The sequence below is a fragment of the Streptomyces sp. NBC_00354 genome, assembly GCF_036106915.1.
In the GTDB taxonomy this organism is placed as follows: Bacteria; Actinomycetota; Actinomycetes; order Streptomycetales; family Streptomycetaceae; genus Streptomyces.
Genome location: NZ_CP107983.1, coordinates 4173678 through 4197640, shown reverse-complemented (window position 1 = coordinate 4197640; position 23963 = coordinate 4173678). Strand labels below are relative to the sequence as shown.

Here is a 23963-nt window from a genome sequence, read left to right as displayed (position 1 = left end):
CGGCACGCCCGGGGCCGGGACCGATTCCAGCGGTCCCGGCCCCGGGCGGCGCCGAGCGCCCGATCAGCAGTGATTGGCCGCCCACTTGGTGAGCAGGGTCATCGAGCTGTAGCCGGTGACGCCGGTGTTGTTGTTCTTGTGCCGGTCCCACCACTGGTTGCCGTTGATCACGGTGCCCGACTTGTAGCAGATGGGCGTGATGGTGTGGCTTCGGTAGCCGAGGCCGTTCACGGAGGCCGAGGTGCTGGAGTTGGAACGGATCCGGACCCCGTCCTCGGTGTAGTCGCCGGCGTGGGCCACGGTCACGGAGCCCATGACGATCGTTGCGGCGGAGAGTGCCACTGCGGTGAACCTTGCTGCCTTGCGCACGCTGTCTCCTCTTGGATATCGGACACGTCGTGGTGCAGCCGGGAGGAATGCTCCGCGGCACAAGTGCTGCAGCGGCCCCCCGGTCCGGTGAAAGACGATGGCACGAAGACGAATGCCGTACCAGGGGGATCCGGGCGTGTGGCGGAGACCGGCTTGAATGCTGCGTTTCGGGGCGCGTGGCCGGTTACACGGACTCTTCAGATCCTTTTGGGCATTTCCGCAGGAGGGGGCGGTGGCCGGAAAACGGACCCCTCGGGTTCTCCGCGAACGGATGATCGAGGACCGCTTCGCGGTTGTCCTGAAACCCTCGTTACTCGGGCTCCTCGTGTTCCTCGGGGCGCTCGGCCCCCGTGTAGCGCCCCCGAAGCTCCGACACCACGCCGAACGCGGCCGCCGTCAGCGGCACGGCCAGCAGCATGCCCAGGATCCCGGCGACGCTGGCGCCGGCGGTGATGGCGAGCAGGACCACGGCCGGGTGCATCTGCACGGTGCGGCTCTGGATCACCGGCTGCAGGACGTGCCCCTCCAGCACCTGCACGGCGAGCACCACGCCCAAGGCCCACAGGCCGATGACCCAGCCCCGCTCGGCGAACGCGACGAGGACGGCCACCGCGCCGGAGATGAAGGCGCCGAGGTACGGGATGTACGCGCCGACGAACACCAGGGCGCCGAGGCCGACGGCCCCGGGGACGCGGAGCACGAGCAGGCCGACGGTGATGAAGAAGGCGTCGATCAGGGCGATGAACGTGGTTCCGCGCATGAAGCCCTCGACGGCGGCGAAGGCGCGGCGGGCCATGGCCTCGACGGTGTCGGCGGTGGCGGCGGTGTCGCCGGTGGCGCGCGGCGCGAGCGAGCGCAGGGCTGCGGAGGCGCGGTGGGAGTCGCGCAGGAAGAAGAACATCAGCAGCAGGGCGAGGACGGCCGTGGCGAGCATCTCGCCGACGACGCTGATGCCGGCGATGACGCCGGAGGCGGCCGTACCGCCGTACTTGGCGAGCAGCTCCTTGGCGTTGGAGGCCAGGTCCTCGAGGGAGGTCCCGGCGGCCCCGAAGTGCTTGGCGAGGACCTGCCCGGCCTGCTTGAGGGAGCCGACGATCTGATCGCCGGTGCTGATCAGGGCGTGGACGACGACGTACGTGGCGCCGCCGAACACCACGAGCACCGTGAGGCAGGTGAGCGCGGCGGCGAGGGAGCGCCGCACCCCCGTCCCCACGAGCCGCCGGTACATCGGCCCGAGCAGGGCCGCTCCGAGCAGCGCGAGCAGCACGGGCGTGACGACCGGCTTGAAGGTGATGCACAGCCACACGCCGACGGCGACCACGCCGGTGACGAGCAGGACGGCCGCGCACCACGCGGCCAGTCGCCTGACCGGCGGGGGAAGCAGAGTCAGCACAAGTGCATCCAATCACGGCATTCCGGTGCAGATCGGGCACGCCGCTCGCGCCGAAGGTCCCGGCTGGAACGGGCGGTCGTCCCTTACCGGCCGGGACGGGCGGTCGTCCTTCAGCCGTCCTTCGCCGGTTCGTACATCTCGAACCAGATCGACTTGCCCTCGCCGCGCGGGTCCACGCCCCAGGTGTCCGCCAGCATCTCCATCAGCAGGACGCCCCGCCCGCTCGACGCCATCTCGCCCGGATGCCGCTTGTGCGGCAGCTCGTCGCTGGCGTCCGCCACCTCGATGCGCAGCCGCCGCGTCCCCAGCTCGCCCACCGCCTCCGCGACCAGCAGTGCGTCGCCGTCCGTGTGCATGAGGACGTTCGTGATCATCTCGGAGACGATGAGCACCGCCGAGTCCACCTGCTCCTCGTCCGCCCAGTCGTGCAGCAGCTCCCGGATCTGCCGGCGGGCGCCCGCGATCCGCTCCGGCTCCGCCTGCGCCACGGTCAGGACCGTGCGGCGCGTGGGCCGGGTCAGCTGCGCCGCCGGGGCGCCGCAGCCGCAGCCCGCGCCGTCCCGGCACAGCAGGACGACGGCTATGTCGTCCTCGCGCCGGTCGGCCAGCGGGCCGGTGGTGTGGTGCGACGAGGGCCCGTGCACGGCCTGGACCAGCAGGTCGGCGAGCTTCTCCAGGTCGTCGGACCCATGGGTCCCGGGATCGTGGGTCTCGGATTCGAGGATCGCCCGCAGCCGGGCCCAGCCCGTGTCCAGGTCGTGCCCGCCGGTCTCGATGAGCCCGTCGGTGCACAGCATCATCGTCTCGCCGGGCTCCAGCGTGAACTGCGTCGTCGGGTAGTCCGTGTCCGGGACGATGCCGAGCGGGAGGCCGCCGGCGGTCGGGCGCATCAGCACCGTGCCGTCCGTCATCCGGATCGCGGGGTCGGGGTGGCCGGCGCGGGCCACCTCCAGCAGCCCGGTCTCCGGGTCGCACTCCACGTACAGGCAGGTCGCGAAGCGGGGGCTGTGGAAGTCGGACTCCTCGTACGAGTCGGCCCCCTTCGAAGAACACAGCCCGGCAAGGAAGCGGGAGGCGCGGGAGAGCACGGCATCCGGCCGGTGGCCCTCGGAGGCGTACGCGCGCACCGCGATCCGCAGCTGGCCCATCAGCCCGGCGGCCCGCACATCGTGCCCCTGGACGTCCCCGATGACCAGCGCGAACCGTCCCGAGGGCAGCGGGATCATGTCGTACCAGTCGCCGCCGACCTCGAGCCCGCCGCCGGTGGGGACGTACCGCGCGGCGATCTGCATGCCCGGGATGTCGGGGCCCAGCATCGGCATCATCGACCGTTGCAGGCCGGAGGTGAGTTCCCGCTCGGATTCGGCCACGCCGGCCCGCTGGAGGGCCTGGGCCAGCATCCGGGCGACCGTCGTCAGGACGGACCGCTCATCCGGGGAGAAGGACACCGGGTGCTTGAACGCGGCCATCCAGGCGCCCATGGTGCGCCCGGCGACGATCAGGGGCAGGAAGGCCCAGGAGATCCGGCCGAAGCGCTGTGCGAGCGGCCAGGTGGCCGGAAAGCGCCGTTTGTAGTCCTCGGGGGAGGGCAGGTAGATCGCCCGCCCGGTCCGGACGACCTCGGCGGCCGGATAGTCCGTGTCCAGCCGCATGTCCGTGAAGGGGTCCTCGTCTCCGGGACCGTGCCCGTGGTGCCCGATGATCGACAGCCGGTCCCCGGCCACCCCGAAGACGGCCAGCCCGTCGGGGCTGAAGCCGGGCATCGAGAGCGACGCGGCGACCCGCAGCACCTCGGCCGTGGACCGGGCTTCGGCGAGCGCCCGCCCCGCGTCCAGCAGGAAGGCCTCGCGGGAGCGCCGCCAGTCGCCGGTGATCGGGGTGTGCACGGCGGTGGTGCCGGGCTGCGGCTCGGCGATCTCCTGGATGGTGCCGATCAGCTCGTAATCGACGCGGCCGTCGACCGAGCGGTTCTCGAGGGGTCTCGAGCGGCTGCGTACGGTGCGCAGCACCCGCCCGTCCTTGTCCATGATCCGCAGCCGGGCCTCCGCGAGGGTGCCCTCGGCCACCGCGAGATTGACGATCCCGTTGATCTCGTTCCAGTCCACCGGGTGAAACCGCGACCGTACGGCGACCTCCGGCAGGACGACGGGCTCCGCAGGCAGCCCGAGGAGCCGGGCGGCCTCGCTGTCCAGAGTGACCGTCCCGGAGGCGTTGTCCCATCGCCACAGGCCGGTCGCGATGGCGGCCAGGACGTCCTCGGTGCGCACCCGGTCATCTTTACAGGTCATCCCCCCGGCGTGCCTGTTCACGGGGCTGCCGGGCACTCCCGCACGGTCCCCGGCCCGGACGGTAACCTTGTGAGGGTTGAATCCACCCTGGTATCGCGAAGAACTGGATGACTGATGCATCGGTACAGGTCCCACACCTGCGGCGAGCTCCGCGCCTCTGACGTCAACACCGACGTCCGGCTGAGCGGCTGGCTGCACAACCGTCGAGACCTGGGCGGCATCCTCTTCATCGATCTGCGCGACCACTACGGCATCACGCAGCTCGTCGCCCGCCCCGGCACCGCCGCGGCCGCCGTCCTGGACAAGCTCTCCAAGGAGACCGTCGTCCGCGTCGACGGCAAGGTCGTCTCGCGTGGCGCCGACAACGTCAACGCCGACCTGCCCACCGGCGAGATCGAGATCGAGGCCGTCGAGGTCGAGGTGCTCGGCGCGGCGGCCCCGCTGCCCTTCACCATCAACACCGACGACGGTGTGAACGAGGAGCGGCGCCTGGAGTACCGCTTCCTCGACCTGCGCCGCGAGCGCATGCACCGCAACATCATGCTGCGCTCGGCCGTCATCGCGTCGATCCGCTCCAAGATGGTGGCCCTCGGCTTCAACGAGATGGCGACCCCGATCCTCACCGCGACCTCGCCCGAGGGCGCGCGTGACTTCGTCGTCCCGTCCCGCCTGAACCCGGGCAAGTTCTACGCCCTGCCGCAGGCCCCGCAGCAGTTCAAGCAGCTGCTGATGATCTCGGGCTTCGACCGGTACTTCCAGATCGCGCCGTGCTTCCGCGACGAGGACGCCCGCGCCGACCGCTCGCCGGGCGAGTTCTACCAGCTCGACGTCGAGATGTCCTTCGTCGAGCAGGAGGACGTCTTCCAGCCGATCGAGCGCCTGATGACCGAGCTCTTCACCGAGTTCGGCAACGGCCGCGAGGTCACCTCGCCGTTCCCGCGGATCCCGTTCCGCGAGTCGATGCTGAAGTACGGCAACGACAAGCCCGACCTGCGCGCCAAGCTGGAGCTCGTCGACATCACCGACGTCTTCGAGGGCTCGGAGTTCAAGGCGTTCGCCGGCAAGCACGTGCGTGCGCTGGCCGTCCCGGACACCGCCGCGCAGCCGCGCAAGTTCTTCGACGGCCTCGGCGAGTACGCGATCTCGCTGGGCGCCAAGGGCCTGGCGTGGGTCCGCGTGGGCGAGGACGGTGCGCTGACCGGCCCGATCGCCAAGTTCCTCACCGAGGAGAACGTCAAGGTCCTCACCGAGCGACTGGGCCTGGTCCCCGGCCACGCCGTGTTCTTCGGCGCGGGTGAGTTCGACGAGGTCTCCAAGATCATGTCGGGCGTCCGTGTCGAGGCGGCCAAGCGCGCCGGCCAGTTCGAGGAGAACGTCTTCCGGTTCTGCTGGATCGTCGACTTCCCGATGTACGAGAAGGACGAGGAGACCGGCCGGATCGACTTCTCGCACAACCCCTTCTCCATGCCGCAGGGCGGCATGAAGGACCTCGAGGAGAAGGACCCGCTCGACATCCTGGCCTGGCAGTACGACATCGTCTGCAACGGCATCGAGCTGTCCTCCGGCGCCATCCGCAACCACGAGCCCGAGGTCATGCTGAAGGCCTTCGCGATCGCCGGTTACGAGGCCGAGACCGTCGAGCGCGAGTTCGCCGGCATGCTGCGTGCCTTCCGCCTCGGCGCCCCGCCGCACGGTGGCATCGCCCCGGGCGTGGACCGCATCGTGATGCTGCTCGCCGACGAGCCGAACATCCGCGAGACCATCGCCTTCCCGCTGAACGGCAACGCGCAGGACCTGATGATGGGCGCGCCCACGGTCCTCGAGGAGTCCCGCCTGCGCGAGCTGAACATCGCGCTGCGCAAGCCGGTGGAGACGAAGCCGGCGGAGGCCAAGCCGGTCGCCGAGGCCGTCCACCCGGACGCCGCGCGGTAATCGTTCGCAGCTGAGACGAAGGGCCCGGGATCCGATGGATCCCGGGCCCTTCGTCGTCGTACGTACGGCGGGGCTCAGAAGCTCTGGAGCAGCCCCTTGACCAGTGCGCCCGACGTCAGCTCGGCGGGGGCGGGGCCGGCGTGGAAGAAGCCGGCGTTCTCGGCGTCCAGCTTGCGCAGGAAGTCGAAGGCCTTGGCGTCGTGGTCGCCGAAGGCGACGAACTGCCAGTGGACGCCGGGTGCGGAGGCGGCGGCGTCGGCGAGGGCCTGCTTCGCGGGCCGGACGCTGTCGGGGGCACCGTCGGTCTGGAACACCACGAGGGCGGGGTGGTCGCCGCCGTCCTTCTGGTAGCGCTCGACGACCTGCTCCACGGCGCGGTGGTAGCTGGTGCGGCCCATGTGGCCGAGTTCGGCGTGGTGGGCCTCGACCCAGGCGCCGTCGTGGGCGTCGAGGGTCAGGTCGGCGGTGCCGTCCACGTCCGTGGAGAAGAACACGGTGTGCACGGTCGCCTCGTCGTCGAGGTGGGCGGCGAGGGCGAGGGCGTGGTCCGCGAGGTGCTGGGCGCTGCCGTCCTTGTAGAACGGGCGCATAGACCCGGACCGGTCCAGGACCAGGTACACCTTGGCCCGCGCACCGGCCTTGCCCTTGCCCCGGAGCACCTGCCCGGCGGCCTTGTAGGCCCCGGCCACCCCGGGCGCCTGCCGCTTCACGGCAGCCAGCGCATGAGCCGGCCCCTCCTCGCCGACCGGCTCCGCCACGATGTCCTCGACCTCGGCCTCGACCTCGGCCACCGGCTTCGCAACCGGGGCTTCGGCCTCGGCTGCGATGACCTCGACCTCGACCTCGACCTCGGCTTCGACCTCGACCTCGGGCTCGGCCTCGGCTTCGACCTCGGGCTCGGCCGCGGGGGCTTCGGCCTCGGCCGCCACCGGCTCGGCCACGGCCTCTTCGGCCGCCTCCGGCGCGGGCGTCCCGGCCTCGGCCGCAGCCGCCTCGATGACGACTTCCTCGGGCTCGGCCTCGACCACCGGCTCCGCCACGGCGCTCTCGGCCTCGGCAGCGACGACTTCGGCCACGGGGGCCTCGGCCTCGGCTGCGATGACCTCGACCTCGACCTCGGCTTCGGCCTTGACCTCGGGCTCGGCCGCGGGGGCCTCGGCCTCGGGCTGTACCTCGGCCACCGGCTCGGCCACGACCTCTTCGGCCGCCTCCGGCGCGGGCGTCTCGGCCTCGGCCACGACGGCTTCCGCCTCGGGCTGTACCTCGGCCACCGGCTCGGCGGCGACCTCGGCCACCGGCTCGGCGGTGACTTCCTCCGGCTCGGCCTCGGCCACCGGCTCCGCCGTGGGGGTCTCGGCCTCGGCCGAGACGGGCTCGGCTGCCGGTTCGGCAACCGGCTTCGCCGCAGCCGCAGGTTCCTGCTGAACCGACCCCGGCATGGGGCGGCGGGCCTCCGGGACCGTGGGGTCCGGCGCCGGGGCGGTGAGAAGGGTCCCCGGTTCACGGTCCCGCGGAGCGGACTGCGGGGGAACCGTCGGATTGTCGAAGGACGCCGCGACCAGTTCGGCCGCCACGTCCAGGGGGGTGCGTTCCGCCTGGTTCGGGACGGCTGCCGAAGTGCCGTCCGTCGTCTCCGGAACCGGCTCGGCAGACCGTCCGAACACCTTGCGCAACAAGCTCCGAATACCCATGGGCCAGGCCTTTCGCATGAGTGCGTGCGTCATTTGTCCGTGCTGCGCGGTTGATCCCTGCCCAGAGTGGACACGTAAGGTTATCGGCCGCTTGGCTGGAACTTCGGCAGGGGCGCCCTTCGTGGCGCCCGGCCCGCCCAGCACACACCCCATCTTGCCGAACTCCCGCACCGACGTGCCCGGTTCACCGGGCGTTCATCCCGCCGCCGCCGCATCGGCGCAACTCGCGCCTAGCGTCACGGCTGGATTCGACCGACATGATGTCGGCGCCCGTGCATCTACGGAGGACATTCGTGCGCAAGCTTCTGCCGCTCATAGGCAACCCGCATGGGGGCGGCCGTTCCGCCCTCACCTGTCGCTACCGCTGTGGGGACGCCTGCTTCCACGAGGTGCCGAACAAGAGCGACAACGAGTACGTCGGCGACGTCATCGCCCGCGCCTACTCCCGCCGCTCGATGCTGCGCTCCGCCGCCGTCGTCACGGTCGCCACCGCTGCCGGTACCGCCGTCACCCTCGGCGGCAACGGCTCCTCGGCCACCGCCGCCCCCGCCGCCGACGCCCAGGGCGCCGCCGCGGACGCCGCCAACGCCGCGGGCGCCCGCGGTCTGCGCTTCAAGGCCGTCGCGCCGAACACCGACGACCGGGTCACCGTCCCCGAGGGCTACGAGCAGAACGTGGTCATCCGCTGGGGCGAGCCGATCGTCAAGGGCGCTCCGGGGTTCAACGCCGACAAGCAGACCGCCGCCGCCCAGGCCGGCCAGTTCGGCTACAACAACGACTTCCTCTCGCTGCTCCCGCTCGGCAGCGACTACGAGCGCCAGCAGCTCCTCGTGGCCAACCACGAGTACACCGACGAGATCCTCATGTTCAAGGGCTACGACCCGGCGAACCCGACCCGCGAGCAGGTCGAGATCGCCTGGGCCGCGCACGGTCTCGGCGTCGTCGTCGTCCAGGAGGACCACCGCAGCGGCAAGCTGACCGCGGTCAACCGCCACCAGCTCAACCGCCGCCTCACCGCGACCAGCGAGTTCAAGCTCACCGGCCCGGCCGCGGGCAGCGCCCTGGTGAAGACCTCCGTCGACGCGACCGGCACCAAGGTCCTCGGAACGCTCAACAACTGCTCCGGCGGCACCACCCCCTGGGGCACCACGCTGCACGGCGAGGAGAACTTCAACCAGTACTTCGCCAACGCCGGCCAGGTCACCGACCCCGCCCAGGCGGCCCGCCTGAAGCGCTACGGCGTCACCACCGGCGCCACCGAGCGCAAGTGGGAGCGCTTCGACAAGCGCTTCGACGTGCTCCAGGAGCCCAACGAGCCGCACCGCTTCGGCTGGGTCGTCGAGCTCGACCCGTACGACCCGAACTCCACCCCGCGCAAGCGCACCGCGCTGGGCCGCTTCAAGCACGAGGGCGCCCAGCCCCGCCTGACCGAGGACGGCCGTCCGGTCGTCTACATGGGCGACGACGAGAAGTTCGACTACTTCTACAAGTTCGTCTCCTCGAAGCAGATGAAGAAGGGCAACTCGCGCGCGGCGAAGGAGCACAACCTCACGCTGCTCGACGAGGGCACCCTGTACGTCGCCAAGCTGACCGGTGACTCCCCGGCCGCGGAGATCGACGGCTCCGGCAAGCTCCCCTCCGACGGTCAGTTCGACGGCTCCGGCGTGTGGATCAAGCTCCTCACCTCCTCCCCCTCCGGCAACGTCTCGCACGTCGAGGGCATGACCGCCGAAGAGGTGGCCGTCTTCACGCGCGAGGCCGGCGACAAGGTGGGCGCGACCAAGATGGACCGCCCCGAGGACATCGAGCCCTCGCCGCGCACCGGCCGCGTGTACGTGGTCCTCACCAACAACAGCGACCGCGGCAAGGCCGGCAAGGCCGGTGCGGACGAGGCCAACCCGCGCAACCTGAACAAGCACGGGCAGATCCTGGAGCTCGCCGAGAACTTCGACGACCCGGCCGGTGACGGCTTCGCCTGGCGTCTGTTCCTGGTCGCCGGTGACCCGAAGGACCCGTCCACCTTCTTCGCGGGCTTCCCGAAGGACAAGGTCAGCCCGATCTCCTGCCCGGACAACGTGACCTTCGACCCGCACGGCAACCTGTGGATCTCCACGGACGGCAACCAGCTCGGCTCCCACGACGGCCTGTTCGGTGTCGCCACCGCCGGTGACCGCCGCGGTGAGCTGAAGCAGTTCCTGACCGTCCCCCGCGGCGCCGAGACCTGTGGCCCGCTGGTCCAGGACAAGCGCGTCCTGGTGGCCGTCCAGCACCCGGGCGAGATCGACGGCGCGTCCGTCGAGAAGCCGCAGTCGGTGTGGCCCGACGGCCCCGGCAAGATCGTCCGTCCGGCGGTCGTGTCCGTCTGGCGCAAGGACGGCAAGAACATCGGCGTCTGATCGGGCCGGTAGGCCCGGTCGGTTGCCCGGTTGAATCCACCCCTGGGTGGGCCGTGTTTCACGTGAAACACGGCCCACCCAGGGGCATTTCACCCTAATGTTCGCGTGTCAGGCGTCCGTCAGACGTCCGACGGGGAGCCTGAGCGTGGTCACCGCCCCGCCGTCGGGTGCGTTGCCGAAGCTCAGGGCGATCTCCAGGACCGCCGCCTGGCCGGCCGCGATCGTCAGGCCCAGCCCGTGGCCCCGGCCGCGGCCCGGGTCCCCGGTGCGGAACCGCTGCGGGCCCTCCTCGATCAGCTCGGGCGGGTAGCCGGGCCCGTGGTCGCGCACCACCACCACCGGGCCCTCGACGGTCACCTCGACCGGTGGTTCCCCGTGCTTGTCGGCGTTGACCAGCAGATTGGCCAGGATCCGGTCCAGCCGCCGACGGTCGGTGAGCACCACGGCGTCCCGGATCACCCGTACCGAGGCCTCCACGCGGGTCGCCGTGACGGCCCGCTGCACCGCCTGGCCGAGTTCCACCCGGGCCACATCCGCCTGCTCGACGCCCGACTCCAGCCGGGAGATCTCCAGCAGGTCCTCGGTGAGCAGGTGCAGGGCCTTGAGCCGGTCGTTGATCATCTCCTTGGGGCGGCCCTCCGGCAGCAGGGCGGCCGCGGCCAGCGAGCCGGTGAGCGGGGTGCGCAGCTCGTGCGCGACGTCCGCGGTGAAGCGCTTCTCCGCCTCGATCCGCTTCTGGAGGGACGCGGCCATGGAGTCGAGCGCCTGCGCCACGTCCCCCACCTCGTCGCGGTGGCGTGGCAGACGCCGGCCGCTGCCCTCGTACGCGCCGCGCGTGCCGTCCTCCTCGGTGGGGAACCCGACGCGCGCGTCCAGGTCGCCGGCGCTGATCCGGCGGGCGACGGCGGCCGTGGTCGTCAGCCGCCGGCTGATCCGGTGGGCGAGGAACACGCCGGCCAGCGCGACCACTCCGGCCGCGAGCGCCGAGGAGGCGAGGATCGCGGTGTCGATGTCCCGCAGCCGGTGGCGGGTGCTCTCGTACGGGATCCAGACGGTGAGGGCCTTGCCGTCGGCGGGTGCGGCGGCCCACATGACGGGTACGTCGTCGTGTTCGCCGACCATGCTGCCGGTCAGGCCGTGGGCGACCAGTTTCCGCAGCGGCCCCGGCAGCCCGGGCGGGTCGAGGGCGAGGTTCACGTCACCGTGCGCGGTGCCGTACTGGTAGTGGGCGAGGGCGTGCTCCAGCTCCCGGTCCGCGTCCTTGCGCACCTCCCCGACGATCTGCCGGGCGACCACGTTGTGCACGAGGATCCCGAGCGCCGCCGCGACCGCGCAGCACACCGCCGCGATGGTCAGGGCGATCTTCCAGCGCAGGCTGCTCATGACCCGCATCGCGGCCCGGCCCCCTCAGACCCTGCTCGTCGAGCACGGGATGGCGCTGTCCTTCGTGCCGGCGCATTCGTCGAGGGTGAGCTGGGAGAGGTTCATGATCCCGGCCTTCGGGTCCCACACGTAGTCGGAGACGGAGACCTTGTCCGGGTTCGAGGTCGGCTCGCGGACCGCCAGGTGCTCGGCGGCCACCTCCACGCCCTCCAGCACCCCGCGCCGGGACAGGATCCGGGCGATCGACCCGTCGTCGCGGACGGTGTAGACGCGCAGTTCGCTGACCCGGCCGTCGACGTCCAGGGCGGTGATCAGCTCCTCCCGGCCGTTGCCCGTCACGTCGCGCAGGACCGCGGGCCGCACCGGGCAGTACGGACCTCCGTCCACAGCCTGTGTACACAGCGCGATCCGCTGCACCGCCCGGGGGTCGACGAGGCGCCCGGTCCCGCCGTCCTCGGCGGTCGCGGCGGTGACGTCGGCCCGTACGACGTCCACCGCGTTCACGCCCCGCATGCTGAGGTTCGCGACCTTGGGCAGGCCGGGGACCACGGCGGCCTTGCCGGGCTCCTGGCCGGGGCCGGGCGGGTCCGGGTGGATGTTCTCCCAGAGGGTCTCCGGGGCGTGCACCGTGCCCAGGTCGCCGTCGCTGCGCAGCCCGTCCACGTCGGCGCAGCCGGCCGTCGCCGCGAGGACGGCGGCGAGGACCGGGGCCGCGGCGCGGCCGCGCGGGGAGAGGCGCCTCATGCACCGATGCTCTCCCGTCCCGGCCGTACGGGCCCGGCCCCGGGGCCATTCGGGCGACGGATGCGGTCCGGTGCCCGGTGGACGGTCGGGCGTCAGTGGTCCGCGGATGCGATCGCGCGGGCCGCCGCGACCTCCTGGCGCACCGGGGCCAGGACGGAGGTCTCGTCCCCGGGCCGCGGGGCCGCGGGCCGCAGCTGGGCCGGGGTTCGGGCGCTGCGCACCCCCTCGGCGAGGGCGCGCAGGTCGGTGATGACGCTCGCCACCTCCTCGTCGCGGGGGGCTTGGGCGCCGTGGTTGACCCGGACCCGGGCGGCGGTGGTCGCGTCCACGATCCGCTCGACGGCGACGACCAGCGGCCACCAGGCGGCGGCCCGTGCCCCCGTCGGCGGCGGCTCCGTCAGAGCCCGCTGGAACTCGTTCCGTACGCCGGACATGTCCCGGTAGATCCGCCGCCGGGCCTGGAGCCGGGCGGTCCGGGCGGCCTGGCGCCCGGCCTCCGTCTCCGGATGGCCCCCGAAGGCCCGCTCCACGTACCGGGCCGCATCGTCAACGGTGTCGGCGAGGCGGTCGCCGATCCGGGTGTGCCAGCTCTCGGGCCACAGCAGATAGCCGAAGACGAGGGTGATGGCGCAGCCGATCAGGCTGTCCAGCAGCCGGGGCCGGATCAGGTCGAAGCCCTGGTGGTTGAGGAGGTCCGAGAGCAGCAGGATCACCGGGGTGATCGCGGCGGTCTGGAAGGCGTACCCCTTGACGGAGAACGCGGGGATCAGTGCGGCGAGCACCACCATCACCGGCACGTCCCACCAGCCGCGCGGCACCTCGGCGAGCACGGCGGCGGCCACGACCAGCCCGGCCGCCGTCCCCAGGGCGCGCAGCAGGGCCCGGGAGAACACCGAGCCGAAGTCGGGCTTGAGGACGAAGGTGACGGTCAGCGCGACCCAGTAGGACCGCTCGACCGGCACCAGGGAGACCAGTGACTGGGCCAGCCCGATGCACAGCGCGAGGCGCAGCCCGTACCGCCAGGAGGCGCCGGACAGCATCATGTCGCGCACGGCCCGCCGGGCCCGGACCGTCAGCGCGGCGGGCCGGCCGAGCCGGTCGTCGACGTTGTGCAGGTCCGGGTCGGGCAGGTGCACGATGGCCGCCGCATGCCGCAGGGCCGCGTCGAGGGCCCGTTCGGCGGGGGTGTGCGGCGCGGGCAGCTCCAGTACGGGCTTCCCGGTGCGGCCTTGTTCCACGGCCTGTGCCAGGTCCCGTACGGTCGCCGGGATCTCGGGCGGCAGGGCTCTGCCGCGCAGGTGCATGGCGGGTGCGGCCTCGACCAGCGGGATCACCACGTTCAGCTGGGCCAGCATCCGTACGAGGGAGGGGCTGCGGCCGTGCACCCGGGCGCGGCGGCCCAGGACCAGGTCGTAGGCCTGGTTCAGGGCGTGCGTGACCTGCCGGCGGCGCTCGTCGTAGTCCGGTCCGCCCGCGGCTTCCAGGGCGTCGGCGAGGGCCCGGTAGGTGGTCGCCACGGCCGCGCGCTCCGGTTGCCGCCCGCGCAGCGGCCAGCCCAGCAGGGTCAGCAGGAGGACGAACAGCCCGCCCGCGGCGAGCAGCAGAGGCGCGGTCCACCAGGGCCGGGGGAGCGGCAGGCCGGCGCCGACCACGGCGTTGAGGAGCAGCAGCAGTCCGGAGACGGAGGCGACCGTGCCGATCGAGGAGATCATCCCGGAGACGAGGGCGATCAGGGTGAGGGCGCCGACGGCGAGCCAGCCGTGGCCGAAGACCAGGGTGCCCAGGGCGACTCCGATCGCGCCGAAGAGCTGCGGCACGGCGATGTTCAGGATCCGCATCCGGTAGGCGTCGGCGGTGTCGCCGATGACCCCGGACAGGGCGCCCATCGAGACGAGGGCCCCGTACTCGGGCTCGTTGAGGGCGAAGCCGACGGCGAGCGGGGCGGCCATCGCGACGCCGGCTCGCGCGGCCGCGGCCCAGGGGATCGGGGCGGTGCTCGGCCGCAGTCCCTTGAGCAGCCAGGCGGGCGGAGCCAGCGGACGGTGCCGGGATCGCCCGGAAGGTATCTGTTCGGTGCGTTCGGTGCTCATTCAGCTTCCGTGCGGCCGCTCGTGAATCGGTTCTTCTGCGCTGTTCCGTGGTCTTGCGTTCTTCTTGCGTTCTTCTGGGGCGGTCTGAGTGCGTTGGTACCTTCCGAGCTTATGGGGTGCGACGCAGTCGGCCCGTCAACCAGGCGGCAACAGCGGCGGCGAGCCCGATCGCCAGAATCACCCAGGCGGTGGTGCGCAGGAACGCGGTGAGCGCGTCGTACACCGCCGCGGCGGCCGCCCGGTCGATGTCGGCCGGCAGGTCGTCCAGCGTGAGCCGGCGGCAGACGGCCACCGCGATCCACAGCAGGACGGCGCCGACGGCGACTCCCAGACCGGTGGCGATCACGGCCCGGCGCCGGTGGACGGCGACGCCGATCGCCGCCGCGGCCAGCACCACGGTCAGCACGGGAAGCCAGATGCCGGCGATCTGCAGCATGTGGAAGCCCTTCCTGAGCGCGCCGAGATTGTCGTACTCCATGACCTTCACCGAGACGTGGGTCACGGGGATGCGGTCGGCGAACGGCACCCCGTCGGCGACGAGTTCCCCTTTGATCTGCTCGATGACGGGAGCGAGGTCGATGGTGACGGCGTCGCCGTCGCCGGTGGTGAGGGCCTGGAGGAACGCGGCGTGCGCGGCGCGGTTGGCCGCGTCCCAGGCGGTGCGGTAGGCGGGGGTGCCGGCGAAGGAGCGCAGGGCCTCGCCGAGCAGGGCGTCGACCCCGCCCTGGAAGGGGCCGGCGTCGATCTGCCCGGCGAGGGCGCGGCTCGCCTGGGTGACGACGACGCCCTGGACGGCCGCGTTCTCGGCCAGCGGGGACATGGCGGCGGTGTACCGGTCGGCGTTGCCCAGCTCGCGGTCGGCCCAGTACGCGACGGCGCCGGCGGGCACGAGGACGGTCACGAGGACGACGAGTACCGCCGAGAGGAAGGTGCGCACGTCACCAGGGAAAGCCGGGACGGTGCGGGGCGCGAGCGGTGCTGCTGCGGGCGGGTGGCGGGCGTTGGGACGGGGCCGGTGGTGGTGCCGCGGCGCGCGGCACCCTTGCGCACCAAATTCTGGATGGCTAGTGTCCAGGTTATGAGGATGAGCGAGGGCGTCGAGTGGGCGCTGCACAGCTGCGTCAACCTGGCCTGGGCCGGTCCCGGGCGCGCCGTCCCGGCGGCGCGGCTGGCCGCCTGGCACGACCTTCCGGCGGCCTACCTCAACAAGCAGCTCCAAGCGCTGGCCCGGGCGGGCATCGTGACCTCCACGCCCGGGCCCCGGGGTGGCTTTCGGCTGGCCCGCCCGCTCGCCGAGATCACGCTCATGGACGTGGTCGCCGCCGTCGAAGGCACCGAGGAGGCCTTCCGGTGCACGGAGATCCGGCAGCAGGGGCCGGGCGGCGCGCCGGCCGGGGACGACGCCCCCGCATGCGCGATCGCGCACGCCATGAGCCGGGCCGAACTGGCCTGGCGCCAGGCCCTCGCCGCGGAAGACCTCGACGGGATCCGGCGCCGTGCCGAACTCCAGGCGCCGCATGCCGCGTCCCGGCTGCGCGCCTGGCTCGCGGCCGGGGTCGGCGCCGGGGGCCGGTCGCCGGGCGGCGATCGGCCCACCGTACGACCGACCGACCAGGACAACTGACTCTGGAGCTTGGAATGACGCGCAGCATCACCAACCCGGCAGGACTCCACGACCCCACCGGCTTCGGCTACAGCCACATCGTCTCGGCCCCCGGCGAGCAGGTCTTCGTAGCCGGCCAGTACGGCTCCGACGGGAACGGCCACGTCGTCTCCGAGGACTTCGGCGACCAGGTCGAGCAGGCCTTCGCCAATCTCCGGACCGCCCTGGCGGCCGTCGGCCTCGGGCCCGCCGACGTCGTCCGGCTCGGCACGTACATCGTCGGGCACGACCAGCAGAAGCTGGAGATCCTGCTCAAGCACCTGCACGCCACGTGGGGCACCGAGCTGCCCGCCCAGACCCTGATCGGCGTCGCCTCCCTCGCCCTGCCCGGGATGCTCTTCGAGATCGACGCCGTGGCGGTACGCGGCCGCTGATCCACCGATCCGCTGATCCACTTGCCGGTCGGGGGCGGCGGGTGTGCCCTGGATGATGGGAGAGAGGAGCCCTGTCATGGCACATGCGGCACCCACCGCCCCGATGAGGCGGCACTGGCAGGCGACCGGCACGGACGACGCGATCAAGGGCCAGCTGACGCGGGCCCTGCTCCTCGGACTGGTCTACGGCGTCTGGGCGGCCTTCATCAGGCGCGACACGGGCGGGGTCGACGCGGGCAACGTCTTCTACGGGATCCTGTGCGGCGCCGTCTTCGCCGCCATCATGTTCACGCTCGCCCGTGTCGGCCCTCGGCTGATGCGGGAGTTGCACGCCACGGCGTACGGCGCCTTCGCCGGTATCGCCGTGGGCTACCTGTACAGCCTGGCCGACCACTCGATCCTCCGCTCGTGCTGGGTCGGCTTCATCACCGGCGTCGGCATCGGGCTGGCGGCGTTCTACCGCTACTACACGCGCGAGCCCTGACCGGAAAGCCGGGGCAGGCGCCGGTCCCCGTACGGGAACCGGCGCCTGCCCGTATTGCGGGGTCAGTCCTCGGGCGAGGACTCGGAGCCGGTGGCGGAGGTGGCCACCGCGGCCACGGAGGATGCGGGGGCGGGGGTGTCCTCGCTATCGGTCCCACGGCTCGACGGCTTCGCGGCCGGCGGGGTGTAGCGGGTGACCTCGGCGCGGAGCATGGCGTTCAGGGCGGCGTACGGGTCGATGGGCATGCCGGAACCTCACGGTGTTCAGGGGGTGTGTGGGGGTACGCGCTGCTGCTCGGCCCGCTCAGCAGCGCAGGACCACACCCCGCACCGTCCCCGCGGACGGCACCGGCCCGGCCGTCCCGAACGAATCGGCGCGCATCGCCTGACGGGCCTGTTTCACGTGAAACACCGGCCGCGGCAGCTGCCGTACACCGGGCAGTCCGCGCACGACCAGGCGTACGGCGGGCCGCACTTCGGGATCCGTGGCCGGATCGGACTCCCCCTCGACGGGGGCGCCCGGCTCGCTCGGCGCGGCGGACCCGGTGCGCTCGAGGGCGGCGGCCGCCGCAGCGGCCGTCGTGACGGCGGGACCGGACGCGAACAGGCACAGCAGCACGACACAGGCCGCCGAAAGGGCCCTGGCCAGTGCCGCGCGTGCATGCCGTGTCCCACTCATGCGAGGGGTCTGCCCCGACACGCCGGGTGACTCCCCGACCGGACCGCAGAAGCCCCCGACCGGGGGACGAAGACACCCCCCTCGGATGACAGGACGCCGGGGCGGTTGCCGGTGCGCGGGGCGGTCGGGGGGCGGTCGGGGGCGGCGTCGGCGGGGTCAGCCGGTGCGGTGGCGGCCGGTCAGCCGCGCCAGGACCGTGGTCTCACCGCTGACCAGCCGCAGTTGGGCCCGCCCGGGCCGCTGGCCGCGACCGCTGAAACTGCCGGGCGAGACACGGTCGACGGTGAAGACGGCGGTACGGCCGTCCGCGCGCGCGATCTCGACGGTCAGCCCGCGTCGCAGCTCGGCGAGGCGCACATCGGCGGCCGTGACCACGGCGGTGCCGGCCGAGCCCGGGGCCGGGGTGTCGTGGTCCCAGGAGGCCTCGTCCCCGTCCCCGCCCAGCGGCAGGTCGACCCCCAGACTCGGGATGTGCAGCCGCAGCGGTCGTGCGGCCCGCAGCGGTGTGATGGCGGCGGCCCGCGCGGGTCGGGGCCCCTTGGCGGCGGCGTGCTGGCCGGAGTGCTCCAGCTGCTCGACGAGCCGGCGGTGACCGGACAGGCCCAGGGCCCGCGAGGGCAGCGCGTCGGCGGCGGTGGCGGCGGTGGGCCGCGCGCCCTCGGTGCTGCGCAACATCCCTATGCCGGTTCCCAGCAGAGCCACTGTCAGCACGCCGACCACCCACTTGGCGCGGGGCATGGAATTCCCTCCTGGTCCGATCCCCCCGGCTCCGGCGGCCGGGTCTCCTGAGAGCAGTGGAACCCCTCCCTGCCCGTCAGTACCGGTTACAACGCCGAAGACTGACGCCACGTCACAGGCGTGTCGGCGCCCCGCCCCGGACGTCTTCCCAGCTGGTGACGGGTGCACCGGCCCTGTCCCGAGGATTGCGCCAGATACGGCCGAACGAGTGCACCACGCACCGCGCACGGGTGGACGGCAGACCGGCTACTGCGGCCGCGCAGCGCCGTCCGGGTCGTTGAGGATCAGCTCGGCCATCCTCAGCAGACGCCGGAAGTACGTGCATGCCGCGTCGTGCGGGGATGGCAACGAGGCCCACCGGCGCAATCCCGGCAGACACTCCGCGACCGCATCCAGCCGATGCCGGTCCAGACGGCCGCCGGCCATCAGGTACGAGAGGACGTGCCCGCACACCACGAGGTCGAGGCCGGCCGCCCCGGTGGCCCCCGCCGGCCGTTCGGGAACCGGCCCGGCGTGAGCGCGCCAGAGCCGGGCGACCTCATGGACCGCCGCCCGATGCCCGTCGGGCCCGGGCCAGCAGGGCCCCCGAAAGAACTCCGTGTCGGCGGCCGAGGGACGCTGCCGGTGCAGGATCCGCTTCTCCTCGCGCCGCCGCTCGGCGAACGCGGCCCGCTCGGCAATCCCCGCGTCCCGGCTCGACTCGAGCTTCTTCAGCGCCCGCAGCAGCGCGTCCCCGTCCCGGTCCAGGTCCCCGACGGTGCCGAGGTAGGACCAGGTCGCCCGGAACCCGAAGGGCTTGAACAGGACGACGGCGCTGCGCAATGCGCTCCGCCGGTGGGCGTGCGGCAGCGTGTGGTCCCGCACCCGCCGGGCGTACACGCTGAAGCTCATGGACCCGACCCTATGAGTCCGGGGCGGGGGCCCCGGGGGCGGGGAGGGTCAGACGAGGACGAAAGCGATCGCCGCCGCCCCCATGAGGGCGGCGGCGAGGTGGATGGCCGGGTGGCCGTAGTCGCCGAACCAGAGGTGGCGGGCCAGGCCGCCGAGGGCGGCCAGGGCCGTGATGATGCCGACCTGGGCCAGCAGCGTGGCGGCGGTGAAAGGGGCCAGGAGCAGCAGAACGGTGTTGAGCCAGAACGGGACGGCGCCCGTCCAGCCGCGCCATTCCCAGATCGCCGTCTGCATGTACTACCGGCCCCCTCATCGTCAGCTCGCGGGCAGTACAGCCTCCTGGGGTGCGGCGGCCGGGGCAAGGGCCCGTTCGGCAAGAAAACCGAAGGCCAGGCCGAAAGTCGTCCACATCGCGACCTGGATGGCCACGGTCGCGAGGCGGAACTGCCAGATCAGGGCGGCCGGGAAATCCGCCGGGACCTCGTTGATGCCGGGCAGGGCCGCGTAGGCGATGGCGACCACCGCGACGAAGCCGACCGAGGCGACGATCGAGGCGTTCCAGTTCCCGAGCTTGGGCGCCAGGCGCCGGCCCAGGATGAGCGCGCCCGCCGACAGCAGCACGCTCAACGCGATCATCAGGATGTAGAGGGTGGTCCTCCGGACGACGGTGTCGGGGTCCCCGACGGCCGGCGGGTTGGACGGGTACTTGAGGAACGGCACCAGGTTGAAGGCGACGAACAGGCCGCCCGAGACCAGCAGGGCCGTGGCCCGCGGGCCGAAGCGGCCGATCCGGCCCAGGGCGTAGCAGAACACGAGCGCGGCGATGCCGCCGAGCGCGATCCCGTACAGGAGCGTGCCGGTGCCGAGGCCTGCCGTGGCCTGGAGGGCCCGGCTGACCGGGGCCGCCTCCTCGCCGTGCTCGTGGGCGGCGTGGCCCGCCTCCTCGATGGCGATCGCCGCGTCGACCTTGGCCTCACCGAGGACGTACGCGACGAGGAACGCCGCCACGCCGGCGAGCAGCCCGGCCAGCATGCCCCGCACCAGCAGGACGCGGGGGGAGATGGAGTTCATGGTTCGGGTCTTCCCTTGCCGAGGCGGAGATCAGTGGCAGGGGAAGCCGAGGAGGTGGCGACCGTCGTGCATCCACTCGTGGACGGTGTCGCCCTCGAAGAGCGCGGTGGCGCCCTGCTCGGCACCGACGAGGTAGAGCAGGACCAGCATCAGGACACCGACGAACAGGGCCCAAGGGGCGAGCGCGGAGAGCGAGATCGGGGCGACGGCAGGGGCCGTCGTGGGCACGGCGGAGTGAGCCATGGCAGAACCTCCAGAGGGAACACGCGTCCCGGTCAGTGGTGCTGGTGACGACATGGCGGGTCTGACTTCTCCTCCCCCTCCGGGAGGATTCACAGTGGCGCGACCGTGCCGGATTTTCACCGGTACTTCCGTCATACCGTCGTCTTTTTTAGGTTGTCGTCCGAGACCGTACCGCGTTTACGCTCCCCTTATGAAGAGCGACGTAGTACGAGTTCAGTTCGTGAGACGTCCGTTCGGGGACGCCTCACGACAGGTGCGCTTCGGCCACGGCGACCCCTGCCCGCAGTACGCGGGCCTGCAGGGCCCGGACACGGGGGAGTGGGCCGGGCGGACCCTGGACGAGGTCGCCGCCGAGGATCCGGCCGCCGTCCGGAGCTGGCTGACGGACCCCGACTACGCGCCGCCCGGCGGGGAGTCCGTCACCGCGCTGATCGCCCGCGTCGGCGCCGCCCTCGCCGCCCTGCCCACCGGCACGCATCGCGCCGTGGTCGACCAGGCCGTCGTACGGGCCGCCGTCGTGTCCGCGCTGGAGCTGCCGGCCGCCGTGTTCTGGCGCCTCGACGTACGGCCGGACACGGTGACCAGCCTCACCGGGCGGCTGGGGCGGTGGAACCTCCAGCTCGGACAGCCGGTCGGGAAGTAGCCGGAGCAGAACGGGCCGAAGGCAGCAGAACGGCCCGGACCCCGCGACGCGGTCCGGGCCGAACGTATGCAGGAGCCGTTGCGCGACTTACGCGGCTTACGCGACTCAGGCGACGATCCAGTCGCTCGTCGCGATCACCGGCTGCACGCCGTCGCGGTGCACGGTGCCCTCGATCAGGCCGTACATCCGGTCCGCCGCGAAGTAGACCTCGTTGTCGTTCTTGAGGCCGAAGGGCTCCAGGTCGACGAGGAAGTGGTGCTTGTTGGGGAGGTTCAGGCGTACCTCGTTGACCCGCGGACAGTGGTCGAGCACCCGCTCGGCCATCTGGTTGAGGGTCTGCTGCAACGAGTACGAGTAGGTCTCCGCGAACGCTTCCAGCATGTTCTTGCGGACCTTCTTGTACGACTGGTCCCAGTCGTACGCGGAGTCGTCCGCGGCCAGCGCCGAGTGCGCCCAGCGCGCGGTGACCTTGGTCGCCAGGATGCGGTCGTACGCCTCCTTGAGCGTCGTGTACTTGTCCTTGATGTAGCCGTGGAACTCGGAGTTCGTCGAGTTCATCACCGTCAGGTCCTTCAGACCCGAGATGACCTGCAGGCCGGTCGTCTCGCTGTACGTGATCTGCGCGGTGCGCACCTCCTGGCCCTTGTGGACGAAGGAGTGCTGCTCCTTGCGCGTCGGGACCGGGATCCGCTCCCAGGCGTACTCCTCGATCCGGATCTGCGCCTCGCGGATCGGCGACTGGGAGGAGACGAAGTGCTTTGCGAGCAGGATGCCGAAGGCCTCGGGGGAGGCGATCCCGTGCTCCTTGCCGAAGGCGTACACCGTGTTCTTGGTGGTGTCCGTGGGCAGGCAGTTGGCGTTGTCGCCGGTCAGGTGGACGTCGCGGAACTCGCCGCGGAGCGCGACCGAGACGTTGAGGTCGCGGATCTCGTGCCAAGACCCGTCGCCGCCCTTGCGGGTGACCTTGACGATGCGGTTCTCGGCCTTGCCGTACTGGTTCTGCGCCAGGACGTGCTTGCTCATGGTGTCTTCCTTCGGTGCCTCGGGAACACGGAGTCCGGTGGTCTGGATCCCGTACGCCCGGCGTCCAGCGCCCGCCCCCGACCGCAGGACGTCCCGCTCCCCGCCGTTCGGCCCCGAGGGGCCGCCCCGGGACTGACGTGCATCCCGGTCCGTAGGTGCTGCTTCGGATTGCAACATGCGTGAACGGCGTTGTTACCCGTACAGATCATCCGAACACCGGCGCCCACGGCTTGGGCGACCGCACAGCGCAGCAGGTCAGACGGTGTGCGTATCCGCGACCGACAGCGCCTCGTCGAGGATCGCGAGGCCCTTGGCCACGTCCTGCGGGCCGATGTTGCAGGGCGGGGCGATGTGGATGCGGTTGCCGGCGGTCAGCGGCCACAGCCCGCCCTTCTTGCAGGCGGCGGCGAACTCGGCCATCGGTGCGTTGTCCGCCCCGGAGGCGTTGTACGGGACGAGCGGCTCGCGCGTCTGCCGGTCCCGTACGAGCTCCAGGGCCCAGAACGTGCCCAGACCGCGGACCTCCCCGACCGACGGGTGCTTCTCGGCGAGGGCGCGCAGGCCCGGCCCCAGCAGCTCCGCGCCGGTGCGGGCGGACTGCTCGACGATGCCCTCCTCCTCCATGACGTTGATCGTCGCCACGGCGGCTCCGCAGGCCAGCACGTGCCCGGAGTACGTCAGCCCGCCCGGGTAGGGCCGGCGGGCGAAGGTCTCGGCGATGGCGGCCGAGATGGCGACCCCGCCGAGCGGGACGTATCCGCTGGTCACGCCCTTGGCGAAGCAGATCAGGTCGGGGGTGACGCCCCAGTGCTCGGAGGCGAACCACCGACCGGTCCGGCCGAAGCCGACCATGATCTCGTCGAGGATGAAGACGATGCCGAAGCGGTCGCACAGCTCGCGCACGCCCGCCAGGTAGCCGTCGGGGTGCACGAGCACGCCCGGGGCGCCGCCGACGGTCTCCAGGATGATCGCGGCGATGGACTGCGGGCCTTCGAAGACAATGGTGTCCTCGAGGTGGCGCAGGGCGCGCTCGCACTCCTCGGCCTCGGTGGCCGCGTAGAAGGGCGAGCGGTAGGCGAAGGGCCCCCAGAAGTGCACGACACCGGCGGTCGCGCTGTCGTTGCCGAAGCGGCGGGCGTCACCGGTCAGGTTGATCGCGGTGGACGTGGCCCCGTGGTACGAGCGGTACGCGGACAGCACCTTGGGCCGGCCGGTGTGCAGCCGGGCCATCCGTACGGCGTTCTCGACGGCCTCGGCGCCCGCGTTGGTGAAGAAGATCTTGTCGAGGTCGCCCGGGGTGCGCTCGGCGATCAGCCGGGCCGCTTCCGAGCGGACGTCGACGGCGAAGCCGGGCGCGACGGTGCAGAGCTTGGCCGCCTGCTCCTGGATGGCCGCCGTCACCTTGGGGTGCTGGTAGCCGATGTTGGTGTAGACGAGGGCGCTCGAGAAGTCGAGGTAGCGGTTGCCCTGGTAGTCCCAGAAGTACGAGCCCTCGGCCCCGGCCACGGCGAGCGGGTCGATGAGCTCCTGCGCCGACCAGGAATGGAAAACATGCTTCCGGTCGGCGTCTTTCACGGCGGCGAGCGCGTCGGCAGCTTCTGCGTTCATGTCCCGAGCGTAGTTGTCCACGATGCGGACCCCGGGGAGGGTCGGTACCCCGTGCGCCAGCCGGTGCGGGCGGTGTTTCACGTGAAACACCGCCCCGGTCCGGCCTGTCAGCCCCCGGCAGCGCCCGGCGCAGCCGCGACACCAACGCCTGGAGCGACACCGACGACGTCCCCGGACCCGGACCCGGACCCGTCCCTGGATTCGTCCCCGGACCCGTTCCTGTCCCCGCCTCTGTCCCCGTCCCCGGTCCGAACCTCCAGG

The 23963-nt window shown here is 72.1% G+C and carries 23 protein-coding genes; 6 read left to right on the top strand and 17 right to left on the bottom strand.

Annotation, left to right across the window (positions count from 1 at the left end):
* Nucleotides 1-63 precede the first annotated feature (63 nt).
* The 3 genes from OHT74_RS19025 to OHT74_RS19015 form a co-directional block, all read right to left on the bottom strand.
* On the bottom strand, nt 64-369 hold the full coding sequence (locus OHT74_RS19025; RefSeq protein ID WP_266665606.1) for a hypothetical protein: 306 nt from the start codon (nt 367-369) through the stop codon (nt 64-66).
* Between the two features lie 310 nt (nt 370-679).
* On the bottom strand, nt 680-1759 hold the full coding sequence (locus tag OHT74_RS19020; RefSeq protein ID WP_266672855.1) for an AI-2E family transporter: 1080 nt from the start codon (nt 1757-1759) through the stop codon (nt 680-682).
* A 113-nt stretch (nt 1760-1872) separates the two neighbouring features.
* A complete protein-coding gene (locus OHT74_RS19015) occupies nt 1873-4029 on the bottom strand; it encodes a SpoIIE family protein phosphatase (protein WP_328623346.1) in 2157 nt (718 codons plus the stop codon).
* A gap of 135 nt (nt 4030-4164) precedes the next feature.
* On the opposite strand from OHT74_RS19015, the gene aspS reads away from it, so the two are divergent.
* Entirely contained in the window at nt 4165-5982 is a 1818-nt protein-coding gene (gene aspS, locus OHT74_RS19010) for an aspartate--tRNA ligase (protein WP_266665605.1), read from the top strand.
* Between the two features lie 74 nt (nt 5983-6056).
* Here the strand turns inward: aspS and OHT74_RS19005 are convergent, their stop codons facing one another.
* Nucleotides 6057-7673, bottom strand: coding sequence for a VWA domain-containing protein (locus OHT74_RS19005; RefSeq protein ID WP_328620868.1), 1617 nt, complete (start codon nt 7671-7673; stop codon nt 6057-6059).
* Between the two features lie 293 nt (nt 7674-7966).
* Between OHT74_RS19005 and OHT74_RS19000 the strand changes: the two genes are divergently transcribed.
* Nucleotides 7967-10069, top strand: a complete 2103-nt coding sequence (locus OHT74_RS19000; RefSeq protein ID WP_328620867.1) for a PhoX family protein — start codon at nt 7967-7969, stop codon at nt 10067-10069.
* 108 nt (nt 10070-10177) lie between these two features.
* Here OHT74_RS19000 and OHT74_RS18995 read toward each other — a convergent pair whose 3' ends face one another.
* The 4 genes from OHT74_RS18995 to OHT74_RS18980 all read right to left on the bottom strand — a co-directional run bounded on the left by OHT74_RS18995 (nt 10178) and on the right by OHT74_RS18980 (nt 15223).
* Nucleotides 10178-11452 carry a sensor histidine kinase gene (locus OHT74_RS18995; protein WP_443047437.1) on the bottom strand — a complete coding sequence of 425 codons (1275 nt, stop codon included), beginning with the start codon at nt 11450-11452 and terminating at the stop codon, nt 10178-10180.
* A gap of 24 nt (nt 11453-11476) precedes the next feature.
* Nucleotides 11477-12196: a hypothetical protein gene (locus OHT74_RS18990; RefSeq protein ID WP_328620865.1), complete on the bottom strand. Its 720-nt coding sequence runs from the start codon at nt 12194-12196 to the stop codon at nt 11477-11479.
* Between the two features lie 92 nt (nt 12197-12288).
* Nucleotides 12289-14286, bottom strand: coding sequence for an FUSC family protein (locus OHT74_RS18985; RefSeq protein ID WP_328620864.1), 1998 nt, complete (start codon nt 14284-14286; stop codon nt 12289-12291).
* A gap of 109 nt (nt 14287-14395) precedes the next feature.
* On the bottom strand, nt 14396-15223 hold the full coding sequence (locus OHT74_RS18980; RefSeq protein WP_266665599.1) for a hypothetical protein: 828 nt from the start codon (nt 15221-15223) through the stop codon (nt 14396-14398).
* A gap of 147 nt (nt 15224-15370) precedes the next feature.
* Here OHT74_RS18980 and OHT74_RS18975 point away from each other — a divergent pair, with 147 nt between their 5' ends.
* The 3 genes from OHT74_RS18975 to OHT74_RS18965 all read left to right on the top strand — a co-directional run bounded on the left by OHT74_RS18975 (nt 15371) and on the right by OHT74_RS18965 (nt 16807).
* The gene (locus OHT74_RS18975) at nt 15371-15910 is read left to right on the top strand and encodes an RrF2 family transcriptional regulator (protein WP_328620863.1); all 540 of its coding nucleotides are present in this window, start codon (nt 15371-15373) and stop codon (nt 15908-15910) included.
* 14 nt (nt 15911-15924) lie between these two features.
* The gene (locus OHT74_RS18970; protein ID WP_328620862.1) at nt 15925-16323 is read left to right on the top strand and encodes a RidA family protein; all 399 of its coding nucleotides are present in this window, start codon (nt 15925-15927) and stop codon (nt 16321-16323) included.
* 76 nt (nt 16324-16399) lie between these two features.
* A complete protein-coding gene (locus OHT74_RS18965; RefSeq protein ID WP_328620861.1) occupies nt 16400-16807 on the top strand; it encodes a hypothetical protein in 408 nt (135 codons plus the stop codon).
* Between the two features lie 62 nt (nt 16808-16869).
* Here OHT74_RS18965 and OHT74_RS18960 read toward each other — a convergent pair whose 3' ends face one another.
* The 7 genes from OHT74_RS18960 to OHT74_RS18930 form a co-directional block, all read right to left on the bottom strand.
* Entirely contained in the window at nt 16870-17052 is a 183-nt protein-coding gene (locus tag OHT74_RS18960) for a hypothetical protein (RefSeq protein ID WP_266995957.1), read from the bottom strand.
* Nucleotides 17053-17110: 58 nt separating this feature from the next.
* Nucleotides 17111-17485 (bottom strand): hypothetical protein, encoded by a 375-nt coding sequence (locus tag OHT74_RS18955; RefSeq protein ID WP_328620860.1) that lies wholly within the window; start codon nt 17483-17485, stop codon nt 17111-17113.
* A gap of 156 nt (nt 17486-17641) precedes the next feature.
* Complete coding sequence (locus tag OHT74_RS18950; RefSeq protein ID WP_266665593.1) at nt 17642-18223, bottom strand: class F sortase; 582 nt, start codon at nt 18221-18223, stop codon at nt 17642-17644.
* Nucleotides 18224-18469: 246 nt separating this feature from the next.
* Nucleotides 18470-19114, bottom strand: a complete 645-nt coding sequence (locus OHT74_RS18945) for a hypothetical protein (RefSeq protein WP_328620859.1) — start codon at nt 19112-19114, stop codon at nt 18470-18472.
* 48 nt (nt 19115-19162) lie between these two features.
* Nucleotides 19163-19408 carry a hypothetical protein gene (locus tag OHT74_RS18940; RefSeq protein ID WP_266665591.1) on the bottom strand — a complete coding sequence of 82 codons (246 nt, stop codon included), beginning with the start codon at nt 19406-19408 and terminating at the stop codon, nt 19163-19165.
* A 21-nt stretch (nt 19409-19429) separates the two neighbouring features.
* Nucleotides 19430-20185: a CbtA family protein gene (locus OHT74_RS18935; protein WP_266665590.1), complete on the bottom strand. Its 756-nt coding sequence runs from the start codon at nt 20183-20185 to the stop codon at nt 19430-19432.
* Nucleotides 20186-20215: 30 nt separating this feature from the next.
* A complete protein-coding gene (locus OHT74_RS18930) occupies nt 20216-20428 on the bottom strand; it encodes a CbtB domain-containing protein (protein ID WP_030152990.1) in 213 nt (70 codons plus the stop codon).
* A 190-nt stretch (nt 20429-20618) separates the two neighbouring features.
* On the opposite strand from OHT74_RS18930, the gene OHT74_RS18925 reads away from it, so the two are divergent.
* On the top strand, nt 20619-21071 hold the full coding sequence (locus tag OHT74_RS18925; RefSeq protein ID WP_266665589.1) for a histidine phosphatase family protein: 453 nt from the start codon (nt 20619-20621) through the stop codon (nt 21069-21071).
* A 105-nt stretch (nt 21072-21176) separates the two neighbouring features.
* On the opposite strand, the gene pucL is transcribed toward OHT74_RS18925, so the two are convergent.
* Nucleotides 21177-22094: a factor-independent urate hydroxylase gene (gene pucL / locus OHT74_RS18920; RefSeq protein ID WP_328620858.1), complete on the bottom strand. Its 918-nt coding sequence runs from the start codon at nt 22092-22094 to the stop codon at nt 21177-21179.
* 255 nt (nt 22095-22349) lie between these two features.
* Nucleotides 22350-23702: an aspartate aminotransferase family protein gene (locus OHT74_RS18915; RefSeq protein WP_266995966.1), complete on the bottom strand. Its 1353-nt coding sequence runs from the start codon at nt 23700-23702 to the stop codon at nt 22350-22352.
* Between the last annotated feature and the right edge of the window lie 261 nt (nt 23703-23963).